The sequence below is a fragment of the Streptomyces sp. NPDC045695 genome, from assembly GCF_056432025.1.
In genome coordinates this window covers 111,078-123,637 of sequence record NZ_JBWKJU010000018.1, presented here as the reverse complement: position 1 = coordinate 123,637, position 12,560 = coordinate 111,078, and the positions used below count along the sequence as shown (strand labels likewise).

At 70.5% G+C, this 12,560-nt stretch carries 10 protein-coding genes; 7 read left to right on the top strand and 3 right to left on the bottom strand.

Features of this window, described 5'->3' with window-relative positions; all coding sequences use genetic code 11:
- The first annotated feature begins 257 nt into the window (after nucleotides 1–257).
- The 5 genes from lpdA (at nucleotide 258) to AC07DU_RS26395 (ending at nucleotide 8,120) form a co-directional block, all read left to right on the top strand.
- A complete protein-coding gene (gene lpdA / locus AC07DU_RS26415; protein WP_360902425.1) occupies nucleotides 258–1,646 on the top strand; it encodes a dihydrolipoyl dehydrogenase in 1,389 nt (462 codons plus the stop codon).
- Nucleotides 1,647–1,700: 54 nt separating this feature from the next.
- Nucleotides 1,701–3,509 carry a 2-oxoglutarate dehydrogenase, E2 component, dihydrolipoamide succinyltransferase gene (gene sucB, locus AC07DU_RS26410; RefSeq protein WP_479113987.1) on the top strand — a complete coding sequence of 603 codons (1,809 nt, stop codon included), beginning with the start codon at nucleotides 1,701–1,703 and terminating at the stop codon, nucleotides 3,507–3,509.
- Nucleotides 3,510–3,913: 404 nt separating this feature from the next.
- Entirely contained in the window at nucleotides 3,914–4,537 is a 624-nt protein-coding gene (locus tag AC07DU_RS26405; protein WP_360902453.1) for a GntR family transcriptional regulator, read from the top strand.
- Between the two features lie 219 nt (nucleotides 4,538–4,756).
- Entirely contained in the window at nucleotides 4,757–7,441 is a 2,685-nt protein-coding gene (gene aceE / locus AC07DU_RS26400) for a pyruvate dehydrogenase (acetyl-transferring), homodimeric type (RefSeq protein ID WP_360902431.1), read from the top strand.
- A 160-nt stretch (nucleotides 7,442–7,601) separates the two neighbouring features.
- A complete protein-coding gene (locus AC07DU_RS26395) occupies nucleotides 7,602–8,120 on the top strand; it encodes a DUF4240 domain-containing protein (protein ID WP_360902434.1) in 519 nt (172 codons plus the stop codon).
- 24 nt (nucleotides 8,121–8,144) lie between these two features.
- Here AC07DU_RS26395 and AC07DU_RS26390 read toward each other — a convergent pair whose 3' ends face one another.
- Nucleotides 8,145–8,915, bottom strand: a complete 771-nt coding sequence (locus tag AC07DU_RS26390) for an SDR family NAD(P)-dependent oxidoreductase (RefSeq protein WP_479113985.1) — start codon at nucleotides 8,913–8,915, stop codon at nucleotides 8,145–8,147.
- Between the two features lie 87 nt (nucleotides 8,916–9,002).
- On the opposite strand from AC07DU_RS26390, the gene AC07DU_RS26385 reads away from it, so the two are divergent.
- Nucleotides 9,003–9,665, top strand: coding sequence for a TetR family transcriptional regulator (locus AC07DU_RS26385; RefSeq protein WP_479113983.1), 663 nt, complete (start codon nucleotides 9,003–9,005; stop codon nucleotides 9,663–9,665).
- Nucleotides 9,666–9,775: 110 nt separating this feature from the next.
- Here the strand turns inward: AC07DU_RS26385 and AC07DU_RS26380 are convergent, their stop codons facing one another.
- Together AC07DU_RS26380 and glnA are read right to left on the bottom strand one after the other, a co-directional pair.
- Nucleotides 9,776–10,165 (bottom strand): hypothetical protein, encoded by a 390-nt coding sequence (locus tag AC07DU_RS26380; protein ID WP_360902442.1) that lies wholly within the window; start codon nucleotides 10,163–10,165, stop codon nucleotides 9,776–9,778.
- Between the two features lie 140 nt (nucleotides 10,166–10,305).
- Entirely contained in the window at nucleotides 10,306–11,715 is a 1,410-nt protein-coding gene (glnA, locus tag AC07DU_RS26375) for a type I glutamate--ammonia ligase (RefSeq protein WP_360902445.1), read from the bottom strand.
- Nucleotides 11,716–11,900: 185 nt separating this feature from the next.
- Between glnA and AC07DU_RS26370 the strand changes: the two genes are divergently transcribed.
- Entirely contained in the window at nucleotides 11,901–12,368 is a 468-nt protein-coding gene (locus AC07DU_RS26370; RefSeq protein WP_360902448.1) for an RDD family protein, read from the top strand.
- Nucleotides 12,369–12,560 lie beyond the last annotated feature (192 nt).

The window sequence follows — 12,560 nt, the reverse complement described above, 5'->3', positions numbered from 1 at the left end:
CAGGGCCCGGGGTGTGTTCAGCTCACAACGAAACTTCAAGGAATACGTAGGTTTCTACGCAGCGGTAACCCTCGCTTCGGACAGAACGGCATTCCACATGCCGGGCCCGGCGTCCCGCGTTCCCCCGACAAATGCGAAGATGGGTTCTCGGCAGGACAGGGCCCCCACCACAGGGCCGAAGAAACAAGCGGCCGTATACCAGCCGCCGCCCGGTCACAGAGGACCGGTGCCCGGCGCACATGCATGGAGGACGTGACGTGGCGAACGACGCCAGCACCGTTTTCGACCTAGTGATCCTCGGCGGTGGCAGTGGCGGTTACGCCGCAGCGCTGCGCGCATCCCAGCTGGGTCTGGACGTTGCCCTGATCGAGAAGAACAAGCTCGGCGGCACCTGCCTGCACAACGGCTGCATCCCCACGAAGGCACTGCTGCACGCGGGCGAGATCGCGGACCAGGCGCGCGAAGGCGCCCAGTTCGGTGTGAAGACCACCTTCGAGGGCATCGACATCGCGGGTGTCCACAAGTACAAGGACGAGATCATCGCGGGCCTGTACAAGGGCCTGCAGGGTCTGGTGGCCTCCCGCAAGGTCACGTACATCGAGGGTGAGGGCCGCCTTTCCTCGCCGACCTCCGTCGACGTGAACGGCCAGCGCATCCAGGGCCGCCACGTCCTGCTGGCGACCGGCTCCGTGCCGAAGTCGCTGCCGGGCCTGGAGATCGACGGCAACCGCATCATCTCCTCGGACCACGCGCTGGTCCTGGACCGCGTCCCCGAGTCGGCGATCGTGCTGGGCGGCGGCGTCATCGGCGTCGAGTTCGCCTCGGCGTGGAAGTCCTTCGGTTCCGAGGTCACCGTCATCGAGGGCCTCAAGCACCTCGTGCCGGTCGAGGACGAGAACAGCTCGAAGCTGCTGGAGCGCGCCTTCCGCAAGCGCGGCATCAAGTTCAACCTCGGCACCTTCTTCGACAAGGCCGAGTACACCGAGAACGGCGTGCGCGTCACGCTGGCCGACGGCAAGACCTTCGAGGCCGAGGTGCTGCTGGTCGCCGTCGGCCGCGGTCCGGTCTCCCAGGGCCTGGGCTACGAGGAGCAGGGCGTCGCGATGGACCGCGGCTACGTCCTGGTCGACGAGTACATGCAGACCAACGTGCCGACCATCTCGGCCGTCGGTGACCTCGTCCCGACCCTCCAGCTCGCGCACGTCGGCTTCGCCGAGGGCATCCTGGTCGCGGAGCGTCTGGCCGGCCTCAAGGCCGTCCCGATCGACTACGACGGTGTCCCGCGCGTCACCTACTGCCACCCCGAGGTCGCTTCCGTCGGCATCACCGAGGCCAAGGCCAAGGAGATCTACGGCGCGGACAAGGTCGTGGCACTGAAGTACAACCTTGCGGGCAACGGCAAGAGCAAGATCCTGAAGACCTCGGGCGAGATCAAGCTCGTCCAGGTCAAGGACGGTGCCGTGGTCGGCGTCCACATGGTCGGTGACCGGATGGGCGAGCAGGTCGGCGAGGCCCAGCTGATCTACAACTGGGAAGCCCTGCCGGCCGAGGTCGCGCAGCTCATCCACGCGCACCCGACGCAGAACGAGGCGATGGGCGAGGCCCACCTGGCGCTCGCCGGCAAGCCGCTGCACGCACACGACTAATCGTCACCGGGCGCGACGACCACTTCCGCACTTTCGTTAGGAGCAACAGAAACCATGTCGGTTTCCGTAACCCTTCCGGCGCTCGGTGAGAGCGTCACTGAGGGCACTGTCACCCGTTGGCTGAAGGCCGAGGGCGAGCGCGTCGAGGCCGACGAGCCGCTGCTCGAGGTGTCGACCGACAAGGTCGACACCGAGATCCCGTCGCCCGTCGCCGGCATCCTGGCCTCCATCAAGGTCGCCGAGGACGAGACCGTCGAGGTCGGCGCCGAGCTGGCCGTCATCGACGACGGTTCGGGCGCCCCGGCCGAGGCCGCGGCTCCGGCCGCCGCCGAGCCCGCTGCCGCTCCGGCGCCGCAGGCCCCGCAGGCCACCCCGTCCACCGAGGTCGAGGCCCCGGCTCCCGCGCCGACGGCCGAGGCGGCCGCCGGCGGCGGTTCCGCCGAGGGCACCGATGTCGTGCTCCCCGCCCTGGGCGAGTCCGTCACCGAGGGCACCGTCACCCGTTGGCTGAAGCAGGTCGGCGAGTCCGTCGAGGCGGACGAGCCGCTGCTGGAGGTGTCCACCGACAAGGTCGACACCGAGATCCCCGCGCCGGTCTCCGGCACGCTGCTGGAGATCCTGGTCGGCGAGGACGAGACCGCCGAGGTCGGCGCCCGTCTGGCCGTCATCGGCGTGGCGGGTGCCGCTCCGGCTGCTGCCGCTCCGGCCGCGGCTCCGGCTCCGGCCGCCGCTCCGGCTCCGGCTGCCCCGGCTCCGGCCCCGGCTGCCCCGGCTCCGGCTCCGGCCGCCCCGGCCCCCGCCGCCGCCCCGGCCCCCGTGGCCGCTCCGGCCCCCGTGGCCGCTCCGGCTCCGGTGGCCGCTCCGGCTCCGGTCGCGCCCGCCGCCCCCGCTCCGGTCGCCCCTGCCGCTCCCGCCGCCCCGGTTTCCGCCGGTGACGAGGGCGCGTACGTGACCCCGCTGGTGCGCAAGCTCGCCTCGGAGTCCGGCGTCAACCTGTCGCAGGTGTCGGGCACCGGTGTCGGTGGCCGTATCCGCAAGCAGGACGTCCTGGCCGCCGCGGAGGCCGCCAAGGCTGCCGCTGCCGCCCCGGCCCCGGCCGCCGCCCCGGCCGCCGCCAAGGCTCCGGCCGCCGCGGTGTCCGAGCTGCGCGGTCAGACGGTCAAGATGACCCGCATGCGCAAGGTCATCGGCGACAACATGATGAAGGCCCTGCACTCGCAGGCTCAGCTCAGCTCCGTGGTCGAGGTGGACATCACCAAGATCATGAAGCTGCGCGAGAAGGCCAAGGACGCGTTCCTGGCCCGTGAGGGCGTCAAGCTCTCGCCGATGCCGTTCTTCGTCAAGGCCGCTGCCCAGGCGCTGAAGGCCCACGCGGTCGTCAACGCCCGGATCAACGAGGACGAGGGCACCATCACCTACTTCGACTCGGAGAACATCGGCATCGCCGTGGACTCCGAGAAGGGCCTGATGACCCCGGTCATCAAGGGTGCCGGTGACCTCAACCTGGCGGGCATCTCCAAGGCGACCGCCGACCTGGCCTCCAAGGTCCGCGGCAACAAGATCACGCCGGACGAGCTGTCGGGCGCGACCTTCACCATCAGCAACACCGGCTCGCGCGGTGCGCTGTTCGACACGGTCATCGTGCCGCCGAACCAGGTCGCCATCCTGGGCATCGGTGCCACGGTGAAGCGCCCGGTGGTCATCGAGACCGCCGAGGGCACCAACATCGGCATCCGCGACATGACGTACCTGACCCTGTCCTACGACCACCGCCTGGTGGACGGCGCGGACGCGGCCCGGTACCTCTCGGCCGTCAAGGCGATCCTGGAAGCCGGCGAGTTCGAGGTCGAGCTCGGCCTCTAAGGCCTCCAAGGCTCACCGCGGCAGCGACTGCCGCACACGGCGCCCCCGCCCGGATTTCCCTCCGGGCGGGGGCGCCGTCGTCGTTGCGCCCCCGCCGTGGCTGTTCCGGAGGGGCGGCGAGCCTGTGTACGCTCGAACAGCACGTGCACGGACGGGAGTTCACCGGCCGCGCCGGGCCGGCCCCCGGCGATCACGGCGCCGGCGCCGCACAACCGCCAGGCGCCGACCGCGCAGCGACCGGGGCCCGCGGCCGGCTTCAGCGCCCTGAGCAGCGCAGTCGTCGGCGTTTCCTGTAACCAGCCTCACCCGGCGTCCCTGACCTGGAACGCATCGGGCCGGTCCACTCCGCCGTATTGTCTACGCATCGAAGCGATGCATGCCCCTACAGGAGATGAAGCCCGATGATCACCCCACCCGTCGTGCACTCGCTGCGCGAGCAGATCCGCGAGCACATCGTGGAGGGGATCGTCAGCGGGCGCTGGAAGCCCGGCGAGCGGATCGTCGAGCGCCGGATCGCGGTGGAGCTGGAGGTCAGCCAGACGCCCGTACGGGAGGCCCTGCGCGAGCTGGAGACGCTGCGGCTGATCGAGTCGGCGCCGAACAAGGGCGTGCGCGTCCGCAACCTCTCGGCGGCGGACCTGGAGGAGATCTACCCGGTCCGGGCCGGCCTGGAGCAGATCGCGGCCGAACTGGCCGCGCCGCGCCTGGCGGCCGACTGCTCGGCCCTGGAGCCGCACGTGGCCGCGCTGTGGGAGGCGGACCGCACCGAGGACGGTACGGCGCAGGTCCGGCACACGGTGGGCTTCCACAGGGAGATGGTGCGGGCGGCCGGGAACAGCGTGCTGCTGCACACCTGGGAGAGCCTGGGCATCGAGGTGTTCACGGCCCTGTCCATCCGCTGGCTGGGGACGGTGCAGAAGTCCTACGCCGAGGAGCACGAGGCCCTCGTGGAGGCGTTCCGCCATCAGGATCCGGACATCGGGCTGCTCGTGAAGCGGCATGTGCTGGGGTGCGCTCCGCGCGCATGACCGCTCGTATTGCCCTGTTTTGCCCGGCACCGGGTGCCCGCTTCACTGGCACCCGGTGCCGACTTTTGCCATATCGACGTTTCTTTGTCACATTTATTTGATCGATCATCGATCAGCGATTTACAGTCGTCGCGGACCTCAACCAGGTCCATCGACCCTGTCCTGCCCGTCAGGGATTTTTTCACCACCTCTCCTTTACCCGGAAGGCGGCGCACACCGATGTCCGACCCCGTAGCAAAGCTTCCGAGCGAGCTCGACCAGCTCCCGGACCGCGACACCGAGGAGACCGCCGAATGGGCGGCCTCCCTCGACGCCGTCGCCAAGGCCGCCGGTACGCGCCGCGCCGAATACCTGCTCCGCCGCACGCTCCAGCACGCCGAGGCCGCCGGCCTCGCCCTGCCCAAGCTGCTGGAGACGGACTACGTCAACACCATCCCCACCGCCGCCGAGCCGGAGTTCCCCGGTGACGAGGCGATGGAAGCCAGGATCACCGCGTGGAACCGCTGGAACGCGGCCGCCATGGTGACCCGCGGCTCCAAGTACGGCGTCGGCGGCCACATCGCCACCTTCGCCTCCGCCGCGTGGCTGTACGAGACCGGCTTCCAGCACTTCTTCCGCGGGAAGGAGGCCGACGGATCGGGCGACCAGCTCTACATCCAGGGCCACGCCTCCCCCGGCATCTACGCCCGCGCCTTCCTCGACGGCCGGATCTCCGAGCAGCAGCTCGACAACTTCCGCCAGGAGTCCGGCGGCAACGGCCTGCCGTCCTACCCGCACCCGCGGCGCCTGCCGTGGCTGTGGGAGTTCCCCACGGTGTCCATGGGCCTCGGCCCGCTCTCCGCGATCTACCAGGCGCGCTTCAACCGCTATCTGCAGAACCGCAGCATCAAGGACACCGCGAACTCGCACGTCTGGGCCTTCCTGGGCGACGGCGAGATGGACGAGCCCGAGTCGACCGCCGCCCTGGCCCTGGCCTCCCGCGAGCAGCTCGACAACCTGACCTTCGTCATCAACTGCAACCTGCAGCGTCTCGACGGTCCGGTCCGCGCCAACTTCCGCGTCGTCCAGGAGCTGGAGGCCCAGTTCCGCGGCGCCGGCTGGAACGTCATCAAGTCGCTGTGGGGCTCCGCCTGGGACGAGCTGTTCCAGCTCGACACCACCGGCGCCCTGGTGCGCCGCCTGCGCGAGGTACCGGACGCGCAGTTCCAGACGTACGCGACCCGCGACGTGGCCTACATCCGCCAGCACTTCTTCGGCGCCAACGCCGAGCTCGTGCAGCTGGCCGGCGTGCTCTCCGACGCGAAGATCGCCGAGTGCTTCCACAGCTCCCGCGGCGGCCACGAGCCCCGCAAGGTCTACGCCGCGTACAAGGCCGCCCTGGAGCACAAGGGCGCGCCGACGGTGATCCTCGCGCAGACCGTCAAGGGCTACACGCTGGGCGCCGGGTTCGAGTCGAAGAACGCGAACCACCAGATGAAGAAGCTGACGATCGACGAGTTCAAGGACATGCGGGACCTCCTCGGTCTCCCGATCCCGGACAGCGCCTTCGCCGACGGCGTGGTCCCGTACGGTCACCCGGGCGCCAACAGCCCCGAGGTCCAGTACCTGAACGAGCGCCGCGCGGCGCTCGGCGGCCCGGCCCCGGCCCGCAAGGTCAAGCACGTGGCCCTGCCCGCCCCGGCGGACCGGTCCTTCGCCCCGCTGCTCAAGGGTTCCGGCAAGCAGGAGATGGCCACCACCATGGCCTTCGTCCGGCTCGTCAAGGACCTGATGCGGGACAAGGAGACCGGCAAGCGCTGGGTGCCGATCGTCCCCGACGAGGCCCGTACCTTCGGTATGGAGTCCCTCTTCCCGTCGGCCGGCATCTACTCGCCGCTGGGTCAGACGTACGAGCCGGTCGACCGCGACCAGCTCATGTACTACAAGGAAGCCAAGGACGGCCAGATCCTCAACGAGGGGATCACCGAGGCCGGCGCCATGGCCGACTTCATCGCCGCCTGCACGTCGTACGCGACGCACGGCGAGCCGATGATCCCCTTCTACATCTTCTACTCGATGTTCGGCTGGCAGCGCACCGCCGACCAGATGTGGCAGCTCGCCGACCAGCTCGGCAAGGGCTTCATCGTCGGCGCCACCGCCGGCCGCACCACGCTGACCGGTGAGGGTCTCCAGCACGCGGACGGCCACTCGCACCTGATCGCGTCCACGAACCCGGCGTCGCTCAACTACGACCCGGCCTTCGCGTACGAGATCGCGGTGATCGTCAAGGACGGTCTGCGCCGGATGTACGGCGAGAAGCCGGAAGACGTCTTCTACTACCTGACGGTCTACAACGAGCCGAAGGTGCAGCCCGCGATGCCCGAGGGCGTCGAGGAAGGCATCGTCAAGGGCCTCTACCGCTTCAACACGGCCGCCGACCTCGCGGAGGCGGCCCCGGCCGCCGACGCCCCGAAGATCCAGCTGATGGCCTCGGGGACGGCGATCCACTGGGTGCTGGAGGCGCAGAAGCTGCTCGCCGCCGACTGGAACGTGGCCGCCGACGTCTGGTCCGCCACCTCCTGGGGCGAGCTGCGCCGCGACGCGCTGGAGTGCGACGAGGCGCTGCTGCGCGGCGAGCTGCGCACCCCGTACGTGACCCGCGCGCTGGAGGGCGCCCCCGGCCCGGTCCTCGCGGTGTCCGACTGGATGCGGCAGGTCCCGGACCAGATCAGCCAGTGGGTGGAGCAGGACTACACCTCGCTGGGTACGGACGGCTTCGGTCTGTCCGACACCCGCGAGGGCGCCCGCCGCCACTTCGGCGTCGACGCCCAGTCGATCGTGGTGGCCGCGCTGGCCCAGCTCGCCCGCCGCGGCGAGGTGCCGGCGTCCTCCGTCAAGGAGGCCCGGGAGCGCTACGGCCTCTGAGCCGCGCGAGCCGCGGCGCCGCGTGTGACCGCGTGACCGCATGAATGACCGCGTGACCGTGTCCGAAAGGCCGGTGTCCACCCTGTGGGGGGTCGGGCACCGGCCTTTCGCCGTATGCGCGGTGGCGGCGCGGGGGCCGACCCGTGATGCTGGAGCGGTGATGGACGAGACGGAGTTCTGGGAGATCGTCGACCGTACCCGCGAGGCCGCCGAGGGCGACCCCGAGGAACACGCCGAGCTGCTCGTGGAGCGGCTCGCGCAGCTCGATCCGGACTCCGTCCTGGACTTCGCCCGGCACTTCGAGTCGCGGTACAACCGCGCGTACACCTGGGACCTGTGGGGCGCCGCCTGGGTGCTGCTCGACGGGGCGAGCGACGACGCCTTCGACTACTTCCGGTGCTGGCTGATCGGCCAGGGGCGGGAGGTCTTCGAGGGAGCGGTGCACGATCCGGACCAGCTGGCCGAGCTGCTGGACGAGTTCGACGAGGAGGTCGACGGGGACGGCGAGGAGCTGGGGTACGCGGCCGACGAGGCGTACGAGCAGCTGACCGGGGCGGTGGCGCCGGATCTCGGGATTCCGCTCCAGCCGGAGGAGCCGGAGGGCCGCCCGCTGGACTTCGAGGACGAAGCCGTGCTGGCGGAACGCTTCCCCCGGCTCTGGGAACGGTTTCGCGCCTGATCAGCTGCTCAACAGCTCACTTGCTCAGTAGTGCGTGCCGCCGTCGATGCGGATCTCCGTACCGGTGATGAAGGCGCCGTCCTCGGAACCGAGCATCGCGACGACGCCGGCCACGGTCTCGGGGCCGGCGAAGCCCTGGCCCAGCGCCGGGGCGAGCTTGGTGAAGAGGGACCAGTCGGTGTCCTCGGGCAGGCCGGGACCGTCCCCGGTCGTCATGCCGCTCTCGATGGAGCCGGGCGCGACGGCGACGAAGCGCAGGCCCTGCTTGCTGTACTCGGCGGCCAGCGCGTGGGTCATGGACTGGATGCCGCCCTTGCTGGCCGCGTAGGCGGACATGTAGGGGTGCGCGAAGGACGCCGAGGTCGAGCTGAAGTTCACGACGACCGGCTGGTCGCCCTCCAGCAGGGCGGGCAGCGACTCGCGGATCATCAAGAACGTGCCGGTCAGGTTGACTCCGATGACCGTGTTCCAGAGGTCCAGCGTGGTCCGGTGCGTGTGGGCGGAGCGCAGGATGCCCGCGGCGTTGACGAGTACGTCCATCCCGCCGAGGGCGGCGACGGCGGCGGCCACCCCCTCCTGGACGGCGCGCTCGTCGGATATGTCGAGGAGCGCGGTGGTGAGCCGGTCCGCGTGGCCCGCGGCGGCGGCCTGGTCCGCGGTGGCCTGGAGCCCGGCCTCGCTGACGTCCACGGCGTGCACGCGGCCGCCCTCGGCGAGGATGCGGTGAACGGTGGCCCGGCCGATGCCGGAGCCGCCGCCGGTGATGAGGACGCGACGTCCTTCGTAACGGTTCATGGGCGTGAGCGTACGCCTCGGTGACACGTTTTGCCATGACGACAACACATGCCACCTAGCCGCCCCGCGAGGGGTACGCTTCACCTCGTGAGATCCCCCCGGTCCCCCCGCCCGCACACCGCCCAGCCCGGCGCCGGAGCCCCGTCGCTGACCGAGCGCCGCAAGGCCGCCACCCAGCTCGACATCGCCCGCGCGGCCTGCGCGCTGTTCGCCGAGCAGGGCCCCGACGCCACCACCGCCGAGGCCATCGCGCAGCGGGCGGGGGTGGCGCTGCGCACCTTCTACCGCTACTTCCGCAACAAGCACGAGGCCGTGGCCCCGCTGCTCGCGGGCGGCGGGGACGCCTGGCGCGCGCTGCTGGCCGAGGAGGACCCCGGCACCCCGCTCGGCGAGGCGCTGGAACGCGCGGTCATCCGGTCACTGAGCGGCCGGCAGGCGGTCGAGGAGGGCCTGGAGGTGACCCGCGGTCTGCTGTGCGCCGCCGCGGACGACCAGTCCCTGCGCGCGGTCTGGTACTGCGTGAACCAGGACTCGGAGGAGCAACTGGTCCCGGTGATCGCCCGCCTGGCGGGCGCGGACGCCGACCCCCTGGAGGTCCGCCTGCTGGCCGCGGCCGCCACGGACGCGATCCGGATCTCCCTGGAACTGTGGTCGGCCACGGACACCCCGGTCTCGGGCCCCGGCTCCCCCGCGGAACTCGCGGTCCGCTGCCTGCGCGATCTCACGGGCGCGATGCCCCTGCTCCGCTAGAACTGCCCCGTACCGCCGGGCGACGGCGCGCGCGCCGCCACCCGCACGAGGGGATGGCGGCGCGTGAGCCGCGTGGCGGCCGGACTCATTCCGGACGCGCTACTGGGGCGCTACTGCCGCCAGCCCCAGTCACCGTCGCCGCCGCGACCACCGTTGTCCCAGTGGCCGTTGCCCCAGTCGCCGTTCCCGCCCCGGCCGTCGTTCCAGCCCGCGTCACGCCAGTTGGAGTCGTTCCAGTTCCAGTTGCCCCAGTCGTGGTGGTGGCCGTTGCCCCCGTTCCCGCCGACTCCGTCGTCGTCCCAGCACCAACTGGGGCGGTCCCGCCAGTCGCGGTTGCAGCACTCGTCCCAGCGGCGCCAGTCGTTCCAGCGCTCCTCGGAGCACCTCCACGATCCCGATCCCCCACCGGTGACCGAGGCGGAGGCCGCGGTGGCCGGCAGCACTCCGAGGGCGGCCCCGGCGGCTCCGGCAAGTACTGCGGCAACGATCCTGCGGCGCATATCCATGCACCTCCGAACATGTATCGCTTATCTGGCCTTTAGGGTCACTTCCACCGTCACTCGCCCCCGCCGACCTGTCAACGCGGAAAGGCCCCCGCCGCTCTCCGTGGAGTGCGGCGGGGGCCTTCCGTCAGGCGTTTCTAGAGGTCGAAGTAGAGCTCGAACTCGTGCGGGTGCGGGCGCTGCGCGATCGGGGCGATCTCGTGCGTGCGCTTGTAGTCGATCCAGGTCTCGATCAGGTCCGGAGTGAAGACACCGCCGGCCAGGAGGTACTCGTGGTCCGCCTCCAGGGCCTTGAGGACGTCCTCGAGGCTGGTCGGGACCTGCGGGACGCTCGCGTGCTCGTCGGGCGAGAGCTCGTAGAGGTCCTTGTCGATCGGCTCCATCGGCTCGATCTTGTTCTTGATACCGTCGAGGCCCGCGAGGAGCAGCGCCGAGAAGGCGAGGTACGGGTTCGAGGACGGGTCCGGCGCGCGGAACTCGACGCGCTTGGCCTTCGGGTTCGAGCCCGTGATCGGGATGCGCATGGCGGCGGAGCGGTTGCGCTGCGAGTACACCATGTTGACCGGCGCCTCGAAGCCCGGCACCAGGCGGTGGTACGAGTTCACCGTCGGGTTGGTGAAGGCGAGCAGCGACGGGGCGTGCTTGAGGATGCCGCCGATGTAGTAGCGGGCGGTGTCCGACAGGCCCGCGTAGCCGGCCTCGTCGTAGAAGAGGGGCTCGCCGCCGGCCCACAGCGACTGGTGGACGTGCATGCCCGAGCCGTTGTCGCCGAAGATCGGCTTCGGCATGAAGGTCGCGGTCTTGCCGTTGCGCCAGGCGACGTTCTTGACGACGTACTTGAAGAGCATCAGGTCGTCGGCCGCGGCGAGCAGCGTGTTGAACTTGTAGTTGATCTCGGCCTGGCCACCGGTGCCGACCTCGTGGTGCTGACGCTCGACCTGGAGGCCCTGGGCGTCCAGTTCGAGGGAGATCTCGGCGCGGAGGTCGGCGAAGTGGTCGACCGGGGCTACGGGGAAGTAACCACCCTTGTAGCGGACCTTGTACCCACGGTTGTTCTCCTCGGAGCCGGTGTTCCAGGCGCCGGCCTCGGAGTCGATGTGGTAGAAGCCCTCGTTCGCGGAGGTCGCGAAGCGCACGCTGTCGAACACGTAGAACTCGGCCTCGGGGCCGAAGAACGCGGTGTCGGCGATGCCGGTGGAGGCGAGGTACGCCTCGGCCTTCTTCGCGATGTTGCGCGGGTCACGGCTGTAGGCCTCGCCCGTGATCGGGTCGTGGATGAAGAAGTTGATGTTGAGCGTCTTGTCCTTGCGGAACGGGTCGAGACGCGCGGTGGTGATGTCGGCACGCAGAGCCATGTCGGACTCGTGGATGGCCTGGAAGCCGCGGATCGACGAACCGTCGAAGGCGAGCTCCTCCGCCGGGTCGAATGCCCGAGCCGGGATGGTGAAGTGCTGCATCACACCAGGCAGGTCACAGAAGCGGACGTCAACGAACTTGACGTCGTTCTCCTCGATGTACTGCTTCACTTCGTCGGCGTTCTGGAACATCCAACTCCTCCTACTCCCGGCCCCGGGGCAGGGACGGGCTTTATAGCTCGTGGTGCGTCAGTGCGGTGCCGCACGCTGACCCGACCATAAGCAGACGGGATTTCCCAAGCATGACCCATTTGTTTCGCACAAGTTAACCAGGGTCCCGTCGGAGCCGCGTGGAGCGCCACCGGTACCGTGGTCGGGTGGACAACAGACAGGCAATCGGATCCTGGCTCTCCGGCCCCCGCGCGGCGGCCGAGGACATGGGCGTCGACTTCGGCTATCCGGGCCAGCGGCTCGGTCTGCCGCAGCAGGGGCCCGGCTCGGTCGCGCGTTTCGGGCGCCGGCTCGGCGGCGTCGCCATCGACTGGTTCGGCTGCCAGCTCATCGCGTACGGGCTGATCACCGGCGGAAACGTGGCCGCGGCGGGCAACTGGACCCTCGGGCTCTTCATCGCCCTGAGCATCCTGACGCTCGCCACCGTGGGCTTCACCCCCGGCAAGCGGATCGTAGGCCTCCGGGTCATTTCGGAGACCGGCGGCCGCCTCGGCGTCGGCCGGGTGGTCGTGCGGACGCTGCTGCTGGCCCTGGTCGTCCCGGCGCTGATCTGGGACCGGGACGGCCGCGGCCTGCACGACCGGCTGGCGCGCGCCGTCCAGGTACGGATCTGAGGCCCCGGCAAGCATCTGAGGCGCACAGCTGACACCGCACACAGGGGCGGGGAGGGGGGGGGGGGGGGGGGGGGGGGGGGGGGGGGGGGGGGGGGGGGGGGGGGGAGGGGGGGGGGGGGAGGGGGGGGGGGGGGGGGGGGGGGGGGGGGGGGGGGGGGGGGGGGGGGGGGGGGGGCGGGGGGGGGGGGGGGG

Coding starts and splice junctions, on each gene's coding strand:
- sucB (WP_479113987.1), top strand. CDS start 1,701: ATGTCGGTTTCCGTAACCCTTCCGGCGCTCGGTGAGAGCGTCACTGAG.
- aceE (WP_360902431.1), top strand. CDS start 4,757: ATGTCCGACCCCGTAGCAAAGCTTCCGAGCGAGCTCGACCAGCTCCCG.
- AC07DU_RS26395 (WP_360902434.1), top strand. CDS start 7,602: ATGGACGAGACGGAGTTCTGGGAGATCGTCGACCGTACCCGCGAGGCC.
- AC07DU_RS26390 (WP_479113985.1), bottom strand. CDS start 8,915: ATGAACCGTTACGAAGGACGTCGCGTCCTCATCACCGGCGGCGGCTCC.
- AC07DU_RS26380 (WP_360902442.1), bottom strand. CDS start 10,165: ATGCGCCGCAGGATCGTTGCCGCAGTACTTGCCGGAGCCGCCGGGGCC.
- glnA (WP_360902445.1), bottom strand. CDS start 11,715: ATGTTCCAGAACGCCGACGAAGTGAAGCAGTACATCGAGGAGAACGAC.